The following is a 22,434-nucleotide window of genomic DNA, read 5'->3' on the forward strand; positions in this document are numbered from 1 at the left end:
TATCGAAGCAGACGATTAGACGACACCTCCACAAGGGCTTAGGCTAGCTGAGTCAAATTGTCTCAGGGGGCCTCCCAATGCCCGAGCGCAAAGCCTCCCCGGCCGCGTCCAGCGCCTACAGCTATGTCGAACTCGGTTCACAGCACGCCCATCAGGCCGAGCTGGCAGAAGAGTGCGCCCTGGCCATCAGTTACAACGATCTGAACCAGGCCGTGATGATGGTTTCGCCCCATCATCTGCAGGATTTCGCCGTCGGTTTCAGCTTGGGCAATGGCTGGATCAACTCCATCGACGATATCTATGACATTGACATCCGCGGCCTCGCTTCGAGCCGCGAGGCGCGCCTCGAAGTCAGCAGCCGCTGCTTTTGGGCGATCAAGCAGCAGCGTCGGCAACTGGCCGGCAACAGCGGTTGTGGACTGTGTGGCGTCGACGCACTGGATCAGGCGCTGCCGGTTCTCGATGCGCTGCCCGGCGCACCGCTACCGCCTCTGGAGCACCTGCAAGGGCTGCGTGACCGCATCGGCGAACAGCAGCAGTTGGCCCGCAACAGCGGCGCCTTGCACGCCGCGCTGTTTATCGATGCGCAGGGCGACATCCGCCTGTGCCGCGAGGACATTGGCCGCCACAACGCGCTGGACAAGCTGATTGGCGCACTGGCCCGCGAACGCATCGACAGCCACGGCGGTTTCGCCCTGGTGACCAGCCGCTGCAGCCTGGAGCTGCTGCACAAGGCCGTGCGCGCCGGTATCGCCACGCTCGTCAGCCTGTCGGCGCCGACCGCCCTGACCGTGGAGTGGGCACGCCGCCACCGCCTCAACCTGATTCATCTCCCTCATCACAGTTCGCCGCGCGTCTACAGCCCGGCGCCCGTCAACGAAGAATCCGCATGAGCCTGCAACCCGTCGACCCGCGTTACAAACCCTACAGTGGCCCGGCCGCCGGCTGGGGCGCGCTGAAGAGCGTCACCCGCTTCTGGCTGGACAGCAAACAGCCGTTCAAGAACCTGCGCGCACTGCTCAAGACCAACCAGAACGGCGGCTTCGACTGCCCCGGCTGCGCCTGGGGCGATTCGCCCGAGGACGGACGCATCAAGTTCTGCGAGAACGGCGCCAAAGCGGTCAACTGGGAAGCCACCAAACGCCGTGTGGACGCCTCTTTCTTCGCCCGCTATACGGTCAGCCAACTGCGCGAGCAGAGCGATTACTGGCTCGAGTATCAGGGCCGCCTGACCCAGCCGATGCGCTATGACGCCAGCACCGACCGCTATCTGCCGGTCAGTTGGGACGATGCCTTCGCCTTGGTCGCACAGCACCTCAAGGCGCTCGAAAGCCCCAACCAGGCCGAGTTCTACACCTCCGGCCGAGCCAGTAACGAGGCGGCCTTCCTCTACCAGTTATTCGTCCGCGCCTACGGCACCAACAACTTCCCCGACTGCTCGAACATGTGCCACGAGGCCAGTGGCGCGGCGCTGATCGAAAGCATCGGTATCGGCAAGGGCACCGTCACCTTCGACGACTTCGAGCATGCCGATGCGATCTTCGTCTTTGGCCAGAACCCCGGCACCAACCATCCGCGCATGCTCGAACCGCTGCGCGAGGCGGTGAAACGCGGCGCTCAAGTGGTCTGCTTCAACCCGCTGAAGGAGCGCGGTCTGGAGCGCTTCCAGCATCCGCAGAACGCGCTGGAGATGCTCACCAACGGTTCCGAGCCGCTGAATACCGCCTTCTTCCGCCCGGCATTGGGTGGCGACATGGCCGCCATACGCGGCATCGCCAAATTCCTTCTGCTGTGGGAGCGTGAAGCCCAGGCCAAGGGCGAGCCCGCCGTGTTCGACCATGCCTTCATCGCAGAACACACCGACGGCCTGCAAGCGTACCTGGACGTGGTAGACGCCACCGACTGGCAGCACATCGAGCAACAGTCCGGGCTGTCCCTGGCCGAGATCGAGCAGGCCGCGCGCATGTACCGTCGCGCCGAGCGGGTGATCATCTGCTGGGCCATGGGCCTGACCCAGCACCACCACTCGGTACCGACCATTCAGGAAGTGGTCAACCTGCAACTGTTACGCGGCCAGATCGGCCGCCCCGGCGCCGGCCTGTGCCCGGTACGCGGCCACAGCAACGTGCAGGGCGACCGCACCATGGGCATCAATGACCGTCCGCCGGCGGCTCTGCTCGATGCCCTCGAAAAGCGCTTTGGCTTTAGCGTGCCGCGCGCCAACGGTCACAACACCGTCGAGGCGATCAACGCCATGCTCGATGGCCAGGCCAAGGTGTTCATCGGCCTCGGCGGAAACTTCGCCCAGGCCACCCCGGACAGCCCCCGCACGCACCAGGCGCTGATGAATTGCGCACTGACCGTGCAGATCAGCACCAAGCTCAACCGCAGCCACCTCACCGTCGGCCGCGATGCCCTGATCCTGCCCTGCTTCGGTCGTACCGACATCGACCGTCAGGCCACGGGCCCGCAGGCGGTGACGGTGGAAGACTCGTTCAGCATGATCCACGCGTCCTATGGCCAGTTGGAACCGCTGTCGGGCAGCGACATGCGTTCGGAACCGGCCATCGTCGCCGGCATCGCCAAGGCCACCCTGGGCGATCATCCGGTGGAATGGGATGCGCTGATCGCCGACTACGACCGCATCCGCGACCTGATCGCCGATACCATCGCGGGCTTCCACGACTTCAACCAGCGCGTCGCCAACCCAGGCGGGTTCTACCTCGGCAACTCGGCCGGCGCGCGCAGCTGGAAGACCAGCAACGGGCACGCCCGCTTCATGAACCACGCGCTACCGCAGAGCCTGGTGCACGAGCGCATCCGTGGCAGCGGCCAGCAGCCGGATCTGATCCTGCAGACGCTGCGCTCGCACGACCAGTACAACACCACCATCTACGGCCTCGACGACCGCTATCGCGGCGTACGCGGCCAGCGCCACGTGGTCTTCGCCAACGAGGCCGACATTCGCCGCCTGGGCCTGACGCCGGGGCAGAAAGTGGACATGGTCTCGCTGTGGGACGACGGCATCGAGCGCAAGGTCGAGGGCTTCACCCTCCTCGCCTTCGACATCCCGGCTGGCCAGGCCGCAGCCTACTATCCGGAGACCAACCCCCTGGTGCCGCTGGACAGCTACGGTGTCGGCAGCTTTACCCCGACCAGCAAGTTCGTCGCCATTCGCGTTCTGCCGGCGCAGAACACCACGCTGCTGGCAGCAGGCTGACGAAAGGCCAGGAACCTCGATCAGGGCCCACGGGTCAATGGCATAACGCCGAACCGCGGCTCCCTGACGAGGTTTTCATGAAGTCACTGCAACTCTTCTTCCTGTCCCTGGGCATCACCAGTGGCGGCTACGCCTTTGCCGGCAATACCGAAGCAGGCCTGGGCGGCGCCCTGGGTGGCGCGGTCGGTGCGATGGTTGGCCAGCAGGTCGGTGGCAATACCGGCGCGGCCGTCGGTGCCGGTCTCGGCGGTGCCGCCGGTGGTATGGTCGGCGCGGATCGGCGCAGCCGCACCGAAGCGGCCATCGGCGCCGGCCTGGGCGCAGCGGGCGGTAACGTGCTCGGCCAGCAGGTGGGTGGCAATACCGGTGGCGTGGTCGGCGCCGCGGTTGGCGGTGGTGCTGGCGGCGCGCTGGGCAACCACATGGGCAATGCCAGCTATGAAGACGACCGCCGCGACAGGCGCCATCATGGCAAGAAGCATCGCCACGGCAAGAAACATTGGCATCGCCGCTGATGTGCTGGCTCGGGCCGGCAGCCCAATGCCGGCCCACGCTTATCCCTCGCTGAGCAGACCCAACAACGCCGCTCTCAGGCTCGCCGGTATGTTCACCGGACGGTTGCTCACCCGATCCACGAACACGTGGACGAAACGCCCGGCCGCACAGGCCTGCTCCTCTCCCGCCCGGAAGATCGCCAGCTCGTACTGCACCGAACTGTTGCCCAGCTTGCCGACGCGCAGGCCGACCTCGATGGCATCGGGAAACGCGATGGAGGCGAAGTAATCGCACGACGAGCTGACCACGAAACCGACCACCTCGCCGCCATGGATATCCAGCCCACCCTCGGCGATCAGATAGGCATTCACCGCACTGTCGAAGTAGCTGTAGTAGGTCACGTTGTTGACGTGGCCATAGATGTCGTTGTCGTGCCAGCGCGTGGTAATCGGCTGGAAGTGGCGGTAATCGCCACGCAGGTGTTGAGGTTGGCTCATGATGATCCTTGGGTTGGAATCGCGGCTAAAGCCCCTCCCACAAATCCGCAAGCTTTGCGGGAAGTGCCTGGGTCGCGACCTGAATCAGTAAGCGGCCTGGTAAATGGCCAGGGCCTGCTGCTCGTTCATCTCGCGCGGATTGTTCACCAGCAGCCGTTGCTGCAGCATGGCGTCCGCTGCCAGCGTGGGCAACATCGCCTCGCTCACGCCAGCATCGCGCAGCCGCGTCGGCAGGCCGCTGCGCTGGCTGAAGCCGGCCAGGGCATCGATCAATTGCTCGGTCTGCGCCGCTGCACTGCCCGGCCGCAGACGCTCGCCCAATACCAGCGGCGCCAGCTCGGCGTAGAGCGGCGCAGCCACCGACGCGTTGAACGCCAGCACCTGCGGCAGCACCAGGGCGTTGGACAATCCGTGGGGAATATGGAAATGCCCGCCCAGCGGATAGGCCAGCGCGTGCACCGCCGCCACCGGGGCATTGGCAAAGGCCTGCCCGGCCAGACAGGCGCCAAGCAGCATGGCCTGGCGCGCCTCGCGGTTGCTGCCGTTGCGCACCACTTCATCCAGGTTGGCCGCCAGCAGGCGCAACGCCTCACGCGCCAGGAGGTCGGAGAGTGGGTTTTTCTTCAGTGCGCTGGTGTAGGCCTCGATGGCATGCACCATGGCGTCGATACCGGTGGCGGCAGTGACCGCACCCGGTAGGCCGAGGGTCAGGTCGGCATCGAGCAGAGCCAGATCCGGCAGCAGCAGTGGCGAAACCACGCCCATCTTGGTTGTCTCGCCGGTGGTCACGATGGCGATCGGGGTGACCTCGGAGCCGGTACCGGCGGTGGTCGGTACCTGTATCAGCGGCAGGCGCCGGCCGCTAGCATTGCCGACGCCATAGATATCGCTCAACGCCTGATCGCCGTCAGGATGCGCCAGCAGCGCTACGAGCTTGGCTACATCCATCGAACTACCGCCACCGAAGCCGACGATCAACTCGGCCCGCAACTCCCGAGCCTGATCCACGGCCGCCAGCACCACGGCCTCGGGCGGGTCGGCCAGCACCTGGTCGAACACCTGCACGCTCATACCCGCGCGAGCGAAGCCCGGCAGCAGCGCTTCGAGCAGACCCAGACGGGTGATACCCGGGTCGGTGACGATCAGCACGCGCCGGGCGCCGCGTTCGCGGCACAGTTCGGCCAGACGTAGGCTGGCGCCGGATTCGCAGAGGATCTGCGCGGTGGTGGCGAAGCTGAAGGGATGCATTGGTGTGCTCCTCTTGTTGTAGTGTTTTCCGGACCCGGCCAACGGCCTGCATCGCGTCAGGCTTGCGCCCAGCAAAGCGGCGCCTTCACTCACCTAGGGCGACTCGGTTGAAACGATAACGCTCCTACCTGTTCCGCTGGCGCACGAAGCGGAAAGCTCGAGTCACGATAAGCACACCGCTACCATTTTTGAAATTTAGTCTCGTGATACTTCCTATTCAGCCGATGAATTTCAGCACCTTCGCCCTCAACCTGTTGCGGATGCTGGATGGTATGCAGCGCGAACAGAACGTTGCGCGCGCCGCTGACCGTCTGGCCCTGAGCCAAACGACAGTAATCACAGGCGGCGCATATAGGCAGGCAGCCGGCTGGTGGCTGCCGCTGGTCGACCTGCCGCTCACCTCGGCTCGATCCATTTAGAAGAAGGTCAGCCTGGCTCAAGGACGGCGTGACGCCGCGCTGCAATGGCTGAGAGAGGATGCCAACCAAGGGAAGGAGAGAGATTGCTGCTAGAAAGATGTACGAGCCTGGGAGGCAGGGCAATAAATCCGGCAATGTACCGACGTTGGCGGGTGCACCCGAGGATTTACCAAAAACACCACTGCGCCAAGGCGGGGACGGCGCAGCGGCATGGGGAAGCGGATCAGGCGGCGCGCGAGGGTGATTCGCTGATCAACATGCCGTGAGACACCAGATAGCAGCGGTGACCATTCTGCAAGGTCAGCGGGCTGCGGTTGGAGATGATCCAACCCTTGCTCAACAGTTGTTCGATATGGGCACGCAGAGCGGGCAGGTGGCGCTGTTCCTTCATTGCCATTTCCTCAAGGGAGAAGGGGATGCTTCCAGGCATCTTTTGTCTTATTGGTGACACAGTTGGCGAAAGTATAGTGGCGCCGTGCCAGACCTAGAAACGCCTACTCCGTGTAAAGACGTGTAGGAAAATCGCTATGCCGCACCGCCGCCTGCTGCGCTTCTGCAGGAGCATCGATCACAACCAAGGCTGGCGGCTGGCGCTAGCCCAAGGCTAAGCTGTGGCCATGACCTCGACCGCCCCCTTCATCCGCTCGCTCGACACTGGCCAGGCCGGCCCAGCGCTGCAGATCGGTGGCGACTGGACGCTGGCCCACTATGCGCAGCTGGAAGTCCAGGTGCACAGGCTGCGCGAGCATCTGAGCGACGCCATGCAGCTGGATCTGCAAGCCCTGGCCGCGCTGGATACCGCTGGGGCGGCGCTGCTTCAGGAACTGCTCGGCAGCCAGCGCCTGCGCGAGATCGTCCAGCAGACCCATGACCTGAGCGATGAACGCCGCGCCCTGCTGCTGGCCGTAGCCAATGCCACGGCCGAGGAGGAACCACCACCGCCACACGCCACGCCCTCGGCCCTACGCGAAGTGCTCGGCCATATCGGCGTGGAAATGGAGGAAATGTGGTGTCAGCTCAAGGAGCTGCTCGGTTTCATGGGGCTGACCCTGAGCAGCCTGCTGGTCACGCTGCTGCGTCCGCGGCGCTGGCGCCTCACCTCGCTGGTCGCCAATCTGGAACAGTGCGGCCTGAATGCCGTGCCCATCGTCGCGCTGCTGACCTTCCTGGTCGGTGCCGTGGTGGCCTTTCTCGGCGCCACCATCCTCGCCGACTTCGGCGCCAGCATCTACACGGTGAACCTGGTCGCCTTCTCCTTCCTGCGCGAATTCGGCGTGCTGCTCACCGCCATCCTCATGGCTGGCCGCACCGCCAGCGCCTTCACCGCGCAGATCGGCTCGATGAAGGCCAACGAGGAGATCGACGCGATCCGCACCCTCGGCCTCAACCCGATCGAGCTGCTGGTGCTGCCGCGCCTGCTGGCCATGCTGATCGCCCTGCCCATGCTCACCTTCGTCGCCATGCTCAGCGGCATACTCGGTGGCGGTCTGGTCTGCGCCCTCTCGCTGAACATTCCACCGGTGATGTACCTGTCGATCCTGCATGACAGCGTCGAATTGCGGCATTTCCTGGTGGGCATCCTCAAGGCGCCGATCTTCGCCTTCCTGATCGCCCTGATCGGCTGCCTGGAAGGCTTCAAGGTCAGCGGCAGCGCGCAGTCGGTTGGCGAACACACCACCTCGGCGGTGGTGCAGTCGATCTTCCTCGTCATCCTGCTCGACGCCCTGGCTGCGCTGTTCCTGATGGAGATGGGCTGGTGAAGCGCGAGGCGGTGATCGAGGTGCGCGACCTGTGCAATCGCTTCGGCGCGCAGGTCGTGCACCAGCACCTGGACTTCGACCTCTACCGTGGCGAGATCCTCGGCGTGGTCGGCGGCTCGGGTACCGGCAAGTCGGTGCTGTTGCGCAGCATCGTCGGCCTGCGCCAGCCCACTTCGGGCACCATCCGGGTGTTCGGCCAGCAGTTGCTGAATCTGCCCGGCGAACAGCGCTCGCAGCTCGAACGGCGCTTCGGCGTCCTGTTCCAGCGCGGGGCTCTGTTCTCGTCGCTGACCGTGACCGAGAACATCGCCCTGCCGCTGATCGAGCATGCCGGCCTGCCGCGCGCCAGCGCCGAGCGCCTGGCGCAGGTCAAGATCGCCCTCGCCGGCCTGCCGCAGAATGCCGGTGACAAGTACCCCAGCGAGCTGTCGGGCGGCATGGTCAAACGCGCCGCCCTGGCGCGGGCCCTGGCGCTCGACCCGGATATCCTGTTCCTCGACGAGCCCACCGCCGGCCTCGATCCCATCGGCGCGGCGGCCTTCGATCAGTTGATTCGCACCCTCTGCGACAGCCTGGGTCTGAGTGTTTTTCTGGTGACCCACGATCTGGATACGCTCTACAGCATCTGCGACCGGGTCGCGGTGCTGGCACAGAAGAAGGTGCTGGTCGCCGACCGCCTGGAGGTGGTGTCGGCCACCGACGATGCCTGGATTCAGGCGTATTTTCACGGCCCGCGTGGACGCGCGGCTGCACAGGCTGCCAATGCAGTCGGGAGCGATTGAATGGAACCCAGAGCCCATCATGTCCTGATCGGCCTGTTCACCGTGGTCACGGTCGGAGCCGCCTTGCTGTTCGCCCTGTGGCTGGGCAAGGTCGGCGCGGACAAGGCCTTTACCGACTACGAGGTGATCTTCCACGAAGCCGTCACCGGCCTGTCGCAAGGCAGCGCCGTGCAATACAGCGGCATCCGCATCGGCGATGTCGTCGCCCTCGGCCTCGATCCCAAGGATCCGCGAACCGTGCGGGCGCGCATCCGCGTCAGCGGCAATACGCCGATCAAGGCGGACACCCGTGCGCGCCTGGCCATCACCGGGGTCACCGGCCTGGCGGTGATCCAGTTGTACAGCGGTACGCCGAACAGTCCGCTGCTGGAAGGCAAGGATGGCCAGCCGGGGGTAATCATCGCCGACCCCTCACCCCTGTCGCGGCTGATGTCCAACGGCGAGGATCTGGTGCTGAGCATCACCCGCCTGCTCGACCAGGCCAACCGTCTGCTTTCGGACGACAACACCCGGCATATCAGCCGTACCCTGGCCAATCTGGAGCAGGCCACGAGCGGCCTGAGCGAGCAACGCCAGGATCTCGGCAAGGCCCTGCAGCAGGTCGCCGACGCCACCCGTGAAGCCGGCGAACTGCTGCGCACCGCCAACCGCCTGCTCGACGGCCAGGGTAGCCAGACGCTGGAAAACACCGCACGCCTCACCGCCTCACTGGAACGCAGCAGCCGCACCCTCGAACAGTTGCTGGACAGCAACCGCCAGGCTCTCGATAGCGGCATGCAGGGATTGGGCGAACTCGGCCCGGCCATCGGCGAACTGCGCGAAACACTCGGTTCGCTGCGCAGCTTCTCGCAACGCTTGGAGCGCGATCCCGCCGGCTATCTGCTGCGCAACGACAGCATCAAGGAGTTCCAACCATGAAGCGCCTGTCCCTGCTGCTGGCTGCCGGCCTGCTCGGCGCCTGCTCGATCCTGCCGCAGAGCGAACCGCTGGACATCTACCTGCTGCCCGCCGCCGCACTGCCGGCCCGGACACAAGCGGTCGACTGGTCGCTGCGCATCAGCACACCGAGCAGCGGCGAGTTGCTCGACGGTACGCGCATCGTCGTGCTGCCCGAACCCGGCCGCATCAATACCTACCAGGGCGCACGCTGGAGCGAGCGCACACCCCAGCTCGTGCGCCAGCGCCTGCTCGATGCCTTCCAGGATGACGCCAGGGTCAAGGCGTTGAGTACCGAGGATCAACACCTGCAGGCTGATCTGGAACTGGTCAGCGAACTGCGCAGCTTCCAGAGCCAGTACCGCGACGGCCGCCCCGAGGCGCTGATCCAGCTCGACGTGCGGCTGGTGGATGTGCGCGCCCAGCGCATCCTCGCCAGCCGTCGCTTCAGCGTCAGCCAGGCGGCTGGTGATACCTCGGTTGCGGCCGTGGTCGCCGCGTTCGGCCAGGCGGGTGACCAGCTCTCGCGTGAGCTGGTGGATTGGACGCTGCACGAAGGGCAACGCAGCCGCTGATTGACGCCGTGGGAGGCGCTTTAGCGGCGACGGGCGCCTCGGTGAAGCGTCCTGGTTAGGCGCCCTGCAACCAGTCGCGCACCGCGGCGTAGGGGTAATCCTCCAGCGCGGCGAAACCGGCCAGCTGTCGCGCCTTGAGCTTGGTGAACAGGGGCGTGGTCACGCCACAGAGAAAACGCGTCAGGCATTCGTGACTCGGCCTGCAGCCAGCGTGCTGCTGGTGCTTCTCGATGAAGGCGGCGCACAGCGCTTCGCCATCACGGCCGCTAAGGGGCGGTAATTCCGGCGGCTGCGGCAAGGTCGCGACCTGGCCCCGGCACACCGAACAATGCCCGCACCGCTCGGGCGCCTGTTCGTCACCAAAGTACAAAGCCAGGCGCCGACTTAGGCACTCGCGGCTCTCGAACAAACCGAGCATGGCCTGAATGCGAGCGATCTCGCTGGCCTCGTGGGCACGAAAGTGTGTATGCAGTTCATTGGCCAGAGCATCGACATCGAAGTCGCCATCGAGCACGGCATACACCTCGGTCATCTGCTTGCTTTCCAGCTCCAGCCAGCCCTTTTCCTGAAAGTAATCCAGCGCCTTGACCACCCGCGCGCGCTCGGCGCCGTACTGCTGATACAAGGCGTCGAAATCCAAGGTCGACCAGGTACGCGCCCGTTTCGAGCAGGCCAGGATGGCCTCGACGAACTGGCGCCGCTCGCCCTCGAACTGCGCCAGCAGCACGTCGTCTTCCAGCAAGAGCTTGAAGCGATACTCGGCGAAATACGCGTAACGCGGCGCGATGATGCCACGTAGTTCTAGCTGCACCAGCAAGGTCTTCAGGGGCAGCGCACGGATATTGCTCAGCTCCGATAGCTGATTGAGCATCAGCTCCCACTGCCCGCCCGTGCCGACTGCGCGCAAATCATCGAGCACCGCGCGGATGCCAGAGAGCTCTGGCGTGTCGCCGTAGACGAAGTTCTCCAGCACGCTGAGGCCGTCGCGGCTGGCCAGCACCAGGCAATCGGAAGCCTGGCCGTCACGCCCGGCGCGGCCGATCTCCTGGCTGTAGTTCTCCACCGACTTGGGTAGATCGAAGTGCACCACGTTGCGGATGTCGCGCTTGTCGATGCCCATGCCGAAGGCGATGGTGGCGACGATGCATTCCAGCTCGCCGGCCATGAAGCGACGCTGAATCGACTCGCGTACCTCGTGCGCCATACCGGCGTGGTACGCGCTGACCGCCAGGCCCTGGCCCTGCAGACGCTCGGCCACCTGCTCGGCGGTCTTCTGCTGGGTGACGTAGACGATGCTCGCCTGGCCGCGTCGCGGTGCCAGCCATTGCTGCAGGCGTTGCTGCTTGGCACCGCCAGGCACGGACTCGACCAGCAGGTTGAGGTTGGGCCGGTAGAAACCGGTGGTGACCACATCCGCCTCGGCGATGGCGAATTTCTCGCGCATATCGGCGATGACCTTGGGCGTTGCCGTGGCGGTGAGCAGCAGCACCTGATTGATGCCGAACTGGCGCTGGTAGTCGGGCAACTTGAGGTAGTCCGGGCGGAAATTGTGGCCCCACTCGGAGATACAGTGCGCTTCGTCGACCACCAGTAGGGAGATCGGCACCTGGGCGATGAAGTTGCGAAAGCGCTCGTTCTTCAGGCGCTCCACCGAGATCATCAGGATCTTCAGTTCGCCGCTACGCGCCCGGTTCATCACATCCATCGTCTGCTCGCGGCTCTGCGCCGAATCGATGCTGGCCGCCGCGATACCGTGGGCATGCAGGAACGCCAACTGGTCCTGCATCAGCGCCAGCAGGGGCGAGATCACCAAGGTCAGATGCGGAAGGTGCAGGGCCGGCAACTGGTAGCACAGCGACTTGCCGGAACCGGTGGGAAAGATCGCCGCCGCCGAACGACCGGCCAGCACGGCGCTGATCACCGTTTCCTGGCCGGGGCGCAGCTTGGCGAAACCGAAGACGCGTTTGAGGGTGGACATGCGCTGTCACTCCTTTGACCGCTTGAAGGTCAGAGCGTAAGGCCATGGCGGGTTGCACCCGCCCTACGGCTCTCCGTTGAAGAGCCACAAGCCTAGCGAAGATTGTAGGGCGGGTGAAACCCGCCACTTCTGACCACGGCGGGTTTCACCCGCCCTACGACGGCGGCTCTAACCTTTCGCCCCAAAAAAGAAACCGCCCGAAGGCGGTTTCTTTTGCTCTGCCCAGCGCTTACAGCTGCGGGCCGGCGTTCTTGATGGCGTCGCTAACGTCGAACTTCTGGAAGTTGTCGATGAACAGCTTGGCCAGGCCCTTGGCGGCTTCGTCGTAGGCGTTCTTGTCTGCCCAGGTGTTGCGCGGGTTGAGCAGGTTGGTTTCGACGCCCGGAACCGACTTCGGCACATCCAGGTTGATGATCGGCAGGTGCTCGGTCTCGGCACCGATCAGCGCACCACTCTGGATGGCCGCGATCACACCACGGGTGGTGGGGATGTTGAAACGCTTGCCGACGCCGTAGCCGCCGCCGGTCCAGCCGGTGTTGACCAGGTAGACCTTGGAGCCGAAGGCATTGATGCGCTTGATCAGCAGCTCGGCGTAGACGCCAGCCGGACGCGGGAAGAACGGCGCGCCGAAGCAGGTGGAGAAGGTCGACTTGATGCCGCCGCCCGAACCCATTTCTGTGGAACCGACCAGCGCGGTGTAGCCGGACAGGAAGTGGTAGGCCGCCTGCTCGTTGTTGAGGATCGACACCGGCGGCAGAACGCCGGTCAGGTCGCAGGTCAGGAAGATCACCGCATTCGGCTCGCCACCCAGGTTCTTCTCGCTGCGCTTCTCGACGTACTCCAGCGGGTAGGCCGCGCGGCTGTTCTGGGTCAGGCTGTCGTCGGCGTAATCCGGGGTGCGGCTGTCGTCGAGCACGACGTTTTCCAGCACGGTGCCGAACTGGATGGCTTTCCAGATCACCGGCTCGTTCTTCTCGGACAGGTCGATGCACTTGGCGTAGCAACCGCCTTCGACGTTGAACACCACGCCTTCGCCCCAGCCGTGCTCGTCGTCACCGATCAGGTAACGCGACTCGTCGGCGGACAGGGTGGTCTTGCCGGTGCCGGACAGGCCGAAGAACAGGGTGACGTCGCCCTCTTCGCCGATGTTGGCGGCGCAGTGCATCGGCAGCACGTCTTTTTCCGGCAGCAGGAAGTTCTGCACGGAGAACATGGCCTTCTTCATTTCACCGGCGTAACGCATGCCGGCGATCAGCACTTTCTTGGCCGCGAAGTTGATGATCACGCAGCCATCGGAGTTGGTGCCGTCACGCTCGGGCACGCACTCGAAGTTGGCGACGTTGAGCACTTGCCACTCGCCACGGCCAGCCGGGTTGTAGGCGTGCGGGTTGATGAACAGCTGACGGCCGAACAGGTTTTGCCAGGCGGTCGCGGTGGTCATCTTGACCGGCAGGTAGTGCTCTTCGGCCGAGCCGACGTGCACATGGGAAACGAAGTGATCCTGAGCGGCGTTGAACGCCTCGACGCGATCCCACAGTGCGTCGAACTTGTCGGCCGGGAACGGACGGTTGATGTTGCCCCAGGCAATTTGCGCCTCGGTGCTCGGCTCCTGAACGATGAAGCGATCAGCCGGCGAGCGGCCAGTGCGATGACCGGTACGAACGACCAGCGCGCCGTTGGCGGCCAGTTCCCCTTCACCACGGCGAATGGCTTCTTCGACCAGTTGCGCGGCGCTGATGTCGGTGTACACGGCGTTGTTGGCTTGCGTCATGAGGATCCCCGTCGGCCGCTGGCCGAGTCTTCCGAACGTTGTGTAGTTACAGGGGCAACTGCGCTACACGGTAAAAAAGTCGCGGGAGTATGCCAGAAAAGCGAACTGCTTGGCAGCCTCCAATCCGATACAGCGCCAATAGTGACAGTCTATTGGCGCGAGAGGTTCATCAGTGCCGGGTCTGCGACGGCGCTTCGCTGCCGGCCCCGGCAAACAGCTGGGCGATGTCGGCGGCGTCGAAGGCATAACGCTCGTTACAGAACTGGCAATCGATCACCACGCTGCCGCCCTGTTCGGCCAGCAACAGCTCGGCATCGGCCTGGCCGAGGCTGGCCAGGGCACTGGCCGAGCGCTCGCGTGAGCAACTGCAGCGGAACTGCAGCGGCTGTTCGTCGAACAGGCGCACGTTCTCTTCGTGGTAGAGGCGATGCAGCAGAGTCGGGTTGTCCAAACCCAGCAGCTCTTCGGCGGTCAGGGTGTCGGCCAGGGTCAGCACGTGGTTCCAGCTTTCGGCGCGTTCTTCCGGCTCGGTCTGGTGGTGCGGCGGCAGTTGCTGCAGCAGCAGGCCACGGGCACGCTGGCCATCGGCCTTGAGCCAGAAACGGGTCGGCAACTGCTCGGAGCTGGCGAAGTAGTTGGACAGGCACTCGGCCAGGTCAGCGCCATCCAGGTCGACGATGCCCTGGTAGCGCTGGCCGCGGGTCGGGTCGATGGTGATGGCCAGTACGCCGCTGGGCATCAGGCTTTGCAGATCGGCATCGGCGCCGATCTGCTCAGCGTCGTAGCGGGCAATGCCGCGCAGCTCACGGGCGCTGGAGCATTCGACCATCAGCAGTGACAACGGGCCTTCGGCGCGCGCCTGCAGCACCAGCAGGCCGTCGAACTTGAGGGTGCCGACCAACAACGCAGCAGCGGCCATCATCTCGCCGAGCAACTGGGCCACCGGCTGCGGGTAGGCGTGCTTGGCCAATACGTGGGCATAGCTCTCACGCAGGGCGACCAGCTCACCGCGTACATCGGTGTCATCGAACAGGAAGCGTTGGCTGAAGTCGTTCATAGCGATATGCCCAGGGTCTACCAAAAAGGCTGGCGATTTTATGCACAAACGCAGGTTCAACCAAGCGCCAGGCGCCGAACGAACGCTAATGGCCATGCGCCGGCACGTCTGAACAAGACCTGAACCGAGCATCAGGTCACATTGCATGCCCAAGGCAAGCGTCTAAGATGCGCGCGCTTAGGGTAGAGCCGTCATATTTCTGCAAAGGGACTTTTCATGTCGACCGTCTTTCTCAATACACAGTGGCGCCTGCGGCCGCTGCTGATCTGCCATGTGGTCAGCCTGCTGTTGCTCGCCAGTTGGCTGTGGCAACCCACGCGCCAGTTCTGGGACGCCTTCGATCTGTGGCTGTTCCATCTGCTCAACGACCCGGTGCACGCCGGTGGGCTGTGGGCGCATATCTGGGCCATCGGCAGCATGCGCCCGGTGGATGCTGGCGTCGGTGTGGTGATGCTGGCAGTGATGCTCAAGGCCGGCCTGGTCTTCGAAGGCACGCAGGTGCGCCGTGCGCTCTTCGCCTTCCTGACCATGCTGGTGGTGATGCTGCTGATCCGCGTGTTGTTTTCCGATCTGGTCGACTACATGGGCTGGCAACACCAGAGCGCCTCGCTGGCTGTCGAGGGCAGCGCGCGCCTGACCGAAATGTTCCCGGCCTGGGAAGAGCGCTGGGATCTCAAGGACAGCGCCAGCCGCAGCTTCCCGGGGGATCATGCCTCGGTACTGATGATCTGGGCCTACTTCCTCAGTTTCTTCGCACGCGGCTGGCGCCTGGCGCTGGTCTGGGCGATTGCCGTGATCGGCATATTGCCGCGCCTGGTGGCCGGTGCGCACTGGGGCTCGGATGCCTTCGTCGGCGGCGTGCTGTTGAGCCTGACCGGCATGGCCTGGGGCTGCTTCACGCCACTGGGCTACCGTGCCAGCGAGTGGCTGGAGAAAGTCACCCTGCCGATCACTTCGCGCCTGGCCAGGCTGCCGCTGCTGGGCAGCATAAGCGTGGTCAGCGGGCGCTGAGGTACGCGCCCCAGGAGCTCGCTCCGACTAAGCTGGCGCCTAATCTTCGTCGGCCCATGGGTGGCGCAGGCCACCTTGCTGTTGCTCGTTGAACTGATGGATCTGCCGGCGCTGCTTCTTGCTCGGCCGGCCGTCGCTCTGCACACCGAGGGCACCGGCCTTGCGCATCGCCGCGGCCTGCTCGCGGCGGGCGATACTTTCTTCCGTCTCGCGATAGAGCAACTGCGCCTCGGGCGCACCACGACGCACCGCAGAAAGGGCCAGCACGACGACCGTGCGCTCATCGAAGCCGGTGCGCAGCACATATTCATCGCCAACCTTAGGTTCCTTGCCGGGCTTGCAGCGATCCCCTCGGTGATGCACCTTGCCTCCTTCTATCGCCGCCTTGGCCAGGGCGCGGGTCTTGTAGAAGCGTGCCGCCCATAGCCACTTGTCCAGGCGTACCTTGTCGTCGTCTTTCTCGCTCATCTCTTACTCTTGTTGGTTCTACGCTGCCTGATGCAGTTGTCACATGGCGCATCTAGAATGCGCGGAACTATAGGCCCGTCAGTCACGGGGGAACACCGTCGTTTTGAAAAGCATCGACTCTCTCAGCGTGATCGGCCTGCGCGAATGGATCAACTTGCCGCAACTCGGCATCGTTGGTTTGCGCGCCAAGATCGACACCGGTGCCAGCACCTCGAGCCTGCACGCCAGCGATATCCAGCCATTCCAGCGTGATGGCGAGGACTGGGTGCGCTTTACCGCCTACCTCGGCACCCAGGTTCAACGCCGCCACCGCTGCGAAGCGCCGCTGGTATCGGTGCGGCGCATCAAGAGTTCCAACGGCCAGGCGCAGAATCGCTACGTGATCCGTACCGAGCTGGCGCTCGGTGATCGCCTGTGGCCAGTGGAATTCACCCTGGCCTGCCGCAAGACCATGCGTTATCGCGTGCTGCTCGGCTCCAAGGCGCTGGTCACCGGCCACCTGCTGGTCAACCCGGCGCTGAGCTACGTCCAAGACAAACCCGCCCTGCCCTCATCCCTTTCAGGTGCCCCATGAAGATCGCCGTGCTGTCGCGCAACCCGCGTCTGTATTCCACCCGTCGCCTGGTGGAGGCCGGTCAGCAGCGGGGCCACGAAATGCAGGTGATCGACACCCTGCGTGCGTACATGAACATCGCCAGCCACAAGCCGCAGATCCACTACCGTGGCCAGGCCATGGAGGGCTTCGATGCAGTGATACCGCGCATCGGTGCCTCGGTGACTTTCTACGGCTGCGCGGTATTGCGCCAGTTCGAGATGATGGGCGTCTACCCGCTCAACGAATCGGTAGCCATCAGCCGTTCGCGCGACAAGCTGCGCGCCCTGCAACTGCTGTCGCGCAAGGGTATCGGCCTGCCGGTGACCGGCTTCGCTCACTCGCCGGACGACATTCCCGACCTGATCCAGATGGTGGGCGGCGCGCCACTGGTGATCAAGGTGCTGGAAGGCACCCAGGGCATGGGCGTGGTGCTGGCGGAAACGCACAAGGCCGCCGAGTCAGTGATCGAGGCCTTCCTCGGCCTCAAGCAGGACATCATGGTGCAGGAATACATTCAGGAAGCGGGCGGCGCCGACATCCGCTGCTTCGTGGTCGGCGACAAGGTGATCGCGGCTATGAAGCGCCAGGCCAAAGCCGGCGAGTTCCGCTCCAATCTGCACCGTGGTGGCAGCGCCAGCCTGATCAAGATCACCCCGGAAGAACGCATGACCGCCGTGCGCGCAGCCAAGGTCATGGGCCTGAACGTTGCTGGGGTGGACATCCTGCGTTCCAACCACGGCCCGCTGGTGATGGAAGTGAACTCCTCGCCCGGCCTGGAAGGCATCGAGACCACCACCGGCAAGGACGTCGCGGGGATGATCATCGAGCATCTGGAAAAGCACGCCGAACCCGGGCAAACGCGCACCAAGGGGCGCGGATGAACCCAGCGTTCAACGGGCACCTGGCGCTGATCGCGCCGGCCGCTGCCATCGCCGAAGACGTGCTCGAAGCGACCCTGGCGCAACTTGAAGTGCAGGGCATTCGCTACCACCTGGGCCAGCACGTACGCGCTCGTCACCGTTACCTGGCTGGTACGCCCGAACAACGCCTGGACGACCTGCACCAGGCCTTCAGCCTGCCTGGCATCGATGCGGTCTGGTGCCTGCGCGGTGGTTACGGCAGCGCGCAACTCATCGCGGATATCGACTGGGCCCTGCTGCAACAGGCCAGCTCACGCCCACTGATCGGCTTTTCCGATCTGTCGATCCTGCTCGAAGCCTTCCAGTGTCATGGCCTGCCTGCCATTCATGGCCCGGTAGCCACGGTGCTGGGCCAGCAGGCACTGGCAGCACCAGGCGGCCAGCGCGAACGACTGGCCTCGGTACAGGCCCTGTGGAGCCTGCTCGCGGCGCAGCATCGGCAATTGCCGGTGCGCCACATCAGCGGGCCGCAGCACAGCATCAGCGGCACCTTGCAAGGCGGCAACCTGACGGCGCTGGCCAGCGCCTGCGGCACACCCGCGCAAATGCAGTTGGGCGAGGACTCGATCCTGATCCTCGAAGACGTCGGCGAACCCTACTACCGCCTCGAGCGCAGCCTCTGGCAACTGCTGCACAGCTTTGCCGGCCGGCGCCCGCGCGCCGTCTGCCTGGGCAGCTTCACCGACTGTCCACGGCGCGGCGTGCATCACAGCCTCGAGGAGATCTTCGCCGAGTACCTGGCGCCGCTGGGCATCCCGCTGTACGGCGAACTGCCCAGCGGCCATGGCGACTCCAACTATCCCTGGCCCTACGGCCAATCAGCCCGGCTCGGCGGCGACAGCCTGAACTGGTAAGCCCGTTCAACGCGAGCGGGCCTGCATCCAGGCAAGGAATTCGGCCTCGGCCATGGGCCTGCTGATCAGATAACCCTGGCCGAGGGTGCAGTCCTGCTCACGCAGCAGCGCCAACTGGCTGTCACGCTCGATGCCCTCGGCCACGCATTCCAGCCCCAGGTTGCGGGCGATCATCAAGATGGTCTGCACCAGCATGCGGCCGCTGCTGTCGCCATCCAGATCGGCGACGAAGCTGCGATCGATCTTCAGGCGATCCAGCGGCAGACGCTTGAGGTAGGTGAGCGAGGAATAACCAGTGCCGAAGTCGTCGATGGCGAAGCGCACGCCCTGTGCCTTGAGCTGGTGCATATGGTCGATGCAGCGGTCGACGTCTTCGAGCAGCACGCCTTCGGTGATCTCCAGCTCCAGCGACTGCGCCGGCACGCCATGGTGCTGCAGGCACTGCTCGACGCGGCTGACGCAACCGGCCTGGCGCAACTCGCGCGGGCTCAGATTGACCGCCAGTACCAACTGCGGCCACTGCGTCTGCCAGCGCGCCAGGGCGGCACAGGCCTGCTCCAGCACCCATTGGCCGATGTCCTGGATCAGGCCAGTCTCCTCGGCCAACGGCACGAACTGATCGGGCGCAATCTCGCCGCGCTCCGGATGCTGCCAGCGCAGCAGCACCTCGGCACCGGCCACCGAATCATCGGCCAGCAAGAGTTGCGGCTGGAACATCAGTTGCAACTGCCCGCGCGCAATGGCCTGGCGCAGCTCCCCCTGCAGCAGCAGGCGCTGGTCGATGGCCGCCTGCATTTCCGGGGCGAAGAAATGCAGCGCGTTACGCCCGGCGTGCTTGGCGCGGTACATGGCGGTGTCGGCCTGCTTGAGCACGTCGGCCGCCTGCTGCAAACCCATCGGGTGCAGGGCGATGCCGATGCTGGCGCTGATCGACAGCTCATGGCCCTCGATCAGGCAGCTGCCCTGCAGGCCACGCAGCAGCTTCTCACCAACCGCCGCGGCCTGCTCGGCGGCCAGGCTCGGTTCGTGATCGAGGGCTTCGAGCAGCACCACGAACTCGTCACCGCCCAGCCGGGCCAGGGTATCTTCGGTGCGCAGTTCCGCCGCCAGGCGCTGGGTGACCTCGCACAGCAAGGCGTCGCCGACCGGGTGCCCGAGGCTGTCGTTGACCGTCTTGAAGTGATCCAGGTCGATGAACAGCAGGGCGCCCAGGCTGCCTTCGCGGCTCTCGCGATCCATGGCGTGCTGCAAGCGGTCGAGCAACAGGCGGCGGTTCGGCAGGCCGGTCAGTTCGTCGCTGTAGGCCAGGCGCTCGATCTCGCGCTGGTAACGCTGACGCTCGGAAATGTCGATGATGCTGGCACGAATCAGGATGTCCTCGCCCGGCATCCGCAGCAGGCGCACCTCGCACGGCAGCTGGCGCCCGGCGCTGTCACGGTGCAGCCATTCGAAGACCGGCGTGTCGCCCGCGATGGCACGCTGCAAGTGCTGCTTGCCTGCCTTGGTCGAGAGTTGGCCGTCCGCCTGACGAGCCGGACTGATGCTCTGGATGCTGCGGCCCAGCAGGGCTTCGCGGCGGTAGCGGAACAGACGCAAGGCGTTTTCGTTGAGTTCGACGATGCCGCCGTCCGGATTGAACAGCAGGATCGCCTCGGGCGCATGTTCGACCAGGGTGTGATAACGCGCCTCGGCCTGGCGGCGAGCGCTGATGTCCTCCACCAGCAGCATGAACATCAGCGGATGCGTCGCCCCCGGCCGCACCACACGCAAGCTGACGCGGGTGAAGACGACCTGCCCGTCGGCACGCAGAAAGCGCTTGTCCATTTCGAAGCCATCGCTTTCACCCAACAGCACCGGTTCCAATCGACTCCGCTCGGCGAGCAAATCGTCGGGGTGCGATAGCTCGCGCCAACTGCTGGCCAGCAGTTCCTCGCGACTGCGGCCGAGCATGCTGCACAGCTTGGGGTTGACCTCCTCCCAAGCGAAGCTCTGCGAGGTCAGCGCCATGCCGATCAGCGGGGCCTCGAAGAACAGGCGCAGGCGCTCGTCACGGTCACGCAGTTGCGACTCGGTACGGCGGCGCTCGTTGATGTCCTGCACCACGCCGTAGATACGCAGCAGGCTGCCATCGTCGTCGCGCTCGGCCATACCGCGCAGGCGCACCAGACGGCCACCCAGACGGGCGCACAGGCGCACCTCGATATCCAGGTCATCCAGCCCGGCATGCGCCGCCTGCAGCGTCTGCCGGATCAGCACCTGGCTCGGGGTGTCGTAGTAGTCGAGCGTCTGCTCCAGATCGGGCGAACCGAGGTGGATGTCGCGGTCGACGATGCGGTAGCAGCCGTCGCTCCAGAACATGCTGGAGTCACTGACTTCCAGCACCCAGCCACCGAGGTTGGCGATGTCCTCGGTCTGGCTGAACAGGTGGCTCTGCCGCAGCATGGCGGCACGTTGCTGCTCCACCCGGGCGGCCAGTTCCTCGCGCTCGGTGACATCGTGCTGCAGGCCGACGAAGTGACTGATGCCCTGCTCGTCACGCATCGGCGCCAGCACCACCTCGTTCCAGAACGCTGTGCCGTCCTTGCGAAAGTTGCGCAACACCGCACGGCCGGTACGCCCTTCACGCATGGCGGCGCGCAGGATCTCCAGGCCACGCTGATTGCGTGCCGCGCCGGAAAGAAAACGGCAGTTGCGCCCCAGCACCTCCTCGGCGCGGTAACCGGTAATCCGGCTGAATGCCGGGTTGCTGTAGACCAACGGCATGTCCGCATGGCGCGCATCGGCGATGGTAATACCCAGCGGGCTGGCCTCCATCGCCAGCTTGCTGCGCGTCAGTTGGTGCTGCATCTGCGTGCTGTGTGCCAACGATTGGCGCAGATCGCTCAAGACCCGCCCGACCAGCAGGGCCGCCCCCATCAGCAGGAGCAAGTTCAACTGCAACGGGTAGCCGCCTGCCGGCGTGTCGAAACGCGTGCCGTCACGCAGCATGGGCCAAAGCTGCATGGTCACCAGCCCCAGTAGCGCGCCGAACAGCGCGCCGGCAAAGGCATGACGCAGCGCTAGCACCAGTAGAGTAGCCCCCAGCAGCGGTACGGCGATCAGGGTCGGCAGGCTGGTGATCACCCCCGTCAGCAGGCTGAAACCAGCCAGGGTGAACAGCCAACCTCTGGGCGAATGGCTCACCTCCAGGGCAGGGGCGTCCCGCTGCGTGGTACCTGCCAACAGCCAGCCCCGCGCACGCAGGGGCGCGCTGGCGAAGGCCAGCAGCGGCGTGGCCAGGGCCAACAGGCTGCCGATGCACACCAACCAGGCATTGAGGCTGGAAAACGCCCACAGCTCGCGCTGCAGCAAACCCGTCAGCCACAGATTGGCGTGCAGGCCCAGCGCCAGAACGCTGGCGGGCAGCAACACACCGAACGCCATGAAGCGCAGCAGGTCACTCAGCGACACCAAGGCTGGGTCGAAGGTCTGGCGCCTGAGCAACCAGCCGCCCAGCGCCACACCGATGACCTCGGGAAGGCCGTAGAGCAGCCCCCATTCCCACGGCAGCCCCCAGAGTGGGCCGGTGACGACCGCATTCAGGTAGAGAGCCGGCAGCACCCGCGGCCCCCACCAGATGAAGAATGCCAAACCCATGACCAGCGGCAGGTAGCACAACGCCACGCCATCATCCATGCGAGTGATCAGCGACAGCCAGGTGCCCAGATGGAAGAGCGGCAGCGGCAGCCACCAGGTCCACAGGGGTAGACGGGGGAACGGGGAGGTGGACATGCTGGCCTCTCAGCGGAACGCCGGCACAGCATAGCCAGGGCGATCCCGGGCAGCCATTGGCCAGCACACGCCGATAA

20 protein-coding genes are annotated in these 22,434 nt (G+C 65.0%); 12 read left to right on the forward strand and 8 right to left on the reverse strand.

The features are described from left to right. Nucleotides 1–77 precede the first annotated feature (77 nt). The 3 genes from fdhD to VC352_RS10090 all read left to right on the forward strand — a co-directional run bounded on the left by fdhD (nt 78) and on the right by VC352_RS10090 (nt 3,735). Complete coding sequence (fdhD, locus tag VC352_RS10080) at nt 78–893, forward strand: formate dehydrogenase accessory sulfurtransferase FdhD (protein ID WP_322979431.1); 816 nt, start codon at nt 78–80, stop codon at nt 891–893. After that, on the forward strand, nt 890–3,220 hold the full coding sequence (locus VC352_RS10085; RefSeq protein WP_322979432.1) for an FdhF/YdeP family oxidoreductase: 2,331 nt from the start codon (nt 890–892) through the stop codon (nt 3,218–3,220). Before fdhD ends, VC352_RS10085 begins: the two co-directional genes overlap by 4 nt. Nucleotides 3,221–3,297: 77 nt before the next feature. Then, a complete protein-coding gene (locus VC352_RS10090; RefSeq protein ID WP_322979433.1) occupies nt 3,298–3,735 on the forward strand; it encodes a hypothetical protein in 438 nt (145 codons plus the stop codon). 39 nt (nt 3,736–3,774) lie between these two features. On the opposite strand, the gene VC352_RS10095 is transcribed toward VC352_RS10090, so the two are convergent. Both VC352_RS10095 and VC352_RS10100 read right to left on the reverse strand, forming a co-directional pair. Next, on the reverse strand, nt 3,775–4,212 hold the full coding sequence (locus VC352_RS10095) for a thioesterase family protein (RefSeq protein ID WP_322979434.1): 438 nt from the start codon (nt 4,210–4,212) through the stop codon (nt 3,775–3,777). An 84-nt stretch (nt 4,213–4,296) separates the two neighbouring features. Next, nucleotides 4,297–5,460 carry an iron-containing alcohol dehydrogenase gene (locus tag VC352_RS10100; RefSeq protein ID WP_322979435.1) on the reverse strand — a complete coding sequence of 388 codons (1,164 nt, stop codon included), beginning with the start codon at nt 5,458–5,460 and terminating at the stop codon, nt 4,297–4,299. A 188-nt stretch (nt 5,461–5,648) separates the two neighbouring features. Here VC352_RS10100 and VC352_RS25405 point away from each other — a divergent pair, with 188 nt between their 5' ends. Continuing rightward, the gene (locus VC352_RS25405; RefSeq protein ID WP_416340136.1) at nt 5,649–5,879 is read left to right on the forward strand and encodes a hypothetical protein; all 231 of its coding nucleotides are present in this window, start codon (nt 5,649–5,651) and stop codon (nt 5,877–5,879) included. Nucleotides 5,880–6,102: 223 nt separating this feature from the next. Here VC352_RS25405 and VC352_RS10110 read toward each other — a convergent pair whose 3' ends face one another. Continuing rightward, nucleotides 6,103–6,270 carry a hypothetical protein gene (locus tag VC352_RS10110; protein WP_322979436.1) on the reverse strand — a complete coding sequence of 56 codons (168 nt, stop codon included), beginning with the start codon at nt 6,268–6,270 and terminating at the stop codon, nt 6,103–6,105. A gap of 226 nt (nt 6,271–6,496) precedes the next feature. Here VC352_RS10110 and VC352_RS10115 point away from each other — a divergent pair, with 226 nt between their 5' ends. From VC352_RS10115 to VC352_RS10130, 4 genes are read left to right on the forward strand one after another with little or no spacing between them, the layout of a single operon-like run. After that, a complete protein-coding gene (locus tag VC352_RS10115; protein ID WP_322979437.1) occupies nt 6,497–7,639 on the forward strand; it encodes an ABC transporter permease in 1,143 nt (380 codons plus the stop codon). Continuing rightward, complete coding sequence (locus tag VC352_RS10120; protein WP_322979438.1) at nt 7,636–8,421, forward strand: ABC transporter ATP-binding protein; 786 nt, start codon at nt 7,636–7,638, stop codon at nt 8,419–8,421. The genes VC352_RS10115 and VC352_RS10120 overlap by 4 nt, the downstream gene beginning before the upstream one ends. Next, entirely contained in the window at nt 8,422–9,339 is a 918-nt protein-coding gene (locus tag VC352_RS10125) for an MlaD family protein (protein WP_322979439.1), read from the forward strand. It abuts the gene before it with no gap. Further along, on the forward strand, nt 9,336–9,932 hold the full coding sequence (locus VC352_RS10130; RefSeq protein ID WP_322979440.1) for an ABC-type transport auxiliary lipoprotein family protein: 597 nt from the start codon (nt 9,336–9,338) through the stop codon (nt 9,930–9,932). Before VC352_RS10125 ends, VC352_RS10130 begins: the two co-directional genes overlap by 4 nt. 55 nt (nt 9,933–9,987) lie before the next feature. Here the strand turns inward: VC352_RS10130 and VC352_RS10135 are convergent, their stop codons facing one another. The 3 genes from VC352_RS10135 to hslO form a co-directional block, all read right to left on the reverse strand. After that, entirely contained in the window at nt 9,988–11,910 is a 1,923-nt protein-coding gene (locus tag VC352_RS10135; RefSeq protein WP_322979441.1) for an ATP-dependent DNA helicase RecQ, read from the reverse strand. A gap of 229 nt (nt 11,911–12,139) precedes the next feature. Further along, nucleotides 12,140–13,681, reverse strand: coding sequence for a phosphoenolpyruvate carboxykinase (locus VC352_RS10140; protein WP_322979442.1), 1,542 nt, complete (start codon nt 13,679–13,681; stop codon nt 12,140–12,142). Nucleotides 13,682–13,850: 169 nt separating this feature from the next. Continuing rightward, nucleotides 13,851–14,738 (reverse strand): Hsp33 family molecular chaperone HslO, encoded by an 888-nt coding sequence (gene hslO, locus VC352_RS10145; RefSeq protein ID WP_322979443.1) that lies wholly within the window; start codon nt 14,736–14,738, stop codon nt 13,851–13,853. Nucleotides 14,739–14,954: 216 nt separating this feature from the next. On the opposite strand from hslO, the gene VC352_RS10150 reads away from it, so the two are divergent. Beyond that, nucleotides 14,955–15,749 carry a phosphatase PAP2 family protein gene (locus VC352_RS10150; RefSeq protein WP_322979444.1) on the forward strand — a complete coding sequence of 265 codons (795 nt, stop codon included), beginning with the start codon at nt 14,955–14,957 and terminating at the stop codon, nt 15,747–15,749. A 39-nt stretch (nt 15,750–15,788) separates the two neighbouring features. Here VC352_RS10150 and VC352_RS10155 read toward each other — a convergent pair whose 3' ends face one another. Beyond that, nucleotides 15,789–16,217, reverse strand: a complete 429-nt coding sequence (locus VC352_RS10155) for an RNA-binding S4 domain-containing protein (RefSeq protein ID WP_322979445.1) — start codon at nt 16,215–16,217, stop codon at nt 15,789–15,791. A 136-nt stretch (nt 16,218–16,353) separates the two neighbouring features. Between VC352_RS10155 and VC352_RS10160 the strand changes: the two genes are divergently transcribed. The 3 genes from VC352_RS10160 to VC352_RS10170 are packed head-to-tail and all read left to right on the forward strand — an operon-like array spanning nt 16,354 to nt 18,586. Continuing rightward, nucleotides 16,354–16,791, forward strand: coding sequence for an ATP-dependent zinc protease (locus VC352_RS10160; RefSeq protein ID WP_322979616.1), 438 nt, complete (start codon nt 16,354–16,356; stop codon nt 16,789–16,791). Further along, nucleotides 16,788–17,693, forward strand: coding sequence for a 30S ribosomal protein S6--L-glutamate ligase (gene rimK / locus VC352_RS10165; RefSeq protein WP_322979446.1), 906 nt, complete (start codon nt 16,788–16,790; stop codon nt 17,691–17,693). The genes VC352_RS10160 and rimK overlap by 4 nt, the downstream gene beginning before the upstream one ends. Then, on the forward strand, nt 17,690–18,586 hold the full coding sequence (locus VC352_RS10170) for an LD-carboxypeptidase (protein ID WP_322979447.1): 897 nt from the start codon (nt 17,690–17,692) through the stop codon (nt 18,584–18,586). Before rimK ends, VC352_RS10170 begins: the two co-directional genes overlap by 4 nt. A 6-nt stretch (nt 18,587–18,592) precedes the next feature. Here VC352_RS10170 and VC352_RS10175 read toward each other — a convergent pair whose 3' ends face one another. Further along, the gene (locus tag VC352_RS10175; protein WP_322979448.1) at nt 18,593–22,357 is read right to left on the reverse strand and encodes an EAL domain-containing protein; all 3,765 of its coding nucleotides are present in this window, start codon (nt 22,355–22,357) and stop codon (nt 18,593–18,595) included. Nucleotides 22,358–22,434 lie beyond the last annotated feature (77 nt).

Origin of the sequence: Pseudomonas sp. C11 (assembly GCF_034683865.1) — a bacterium.
Classification (GTDB): domain Bacteria; phylum Pseudomonadota; class Gammaproteobacteria; order Pseudomonadales; family Pseudomonadaceae; genus Aquipseudomonas.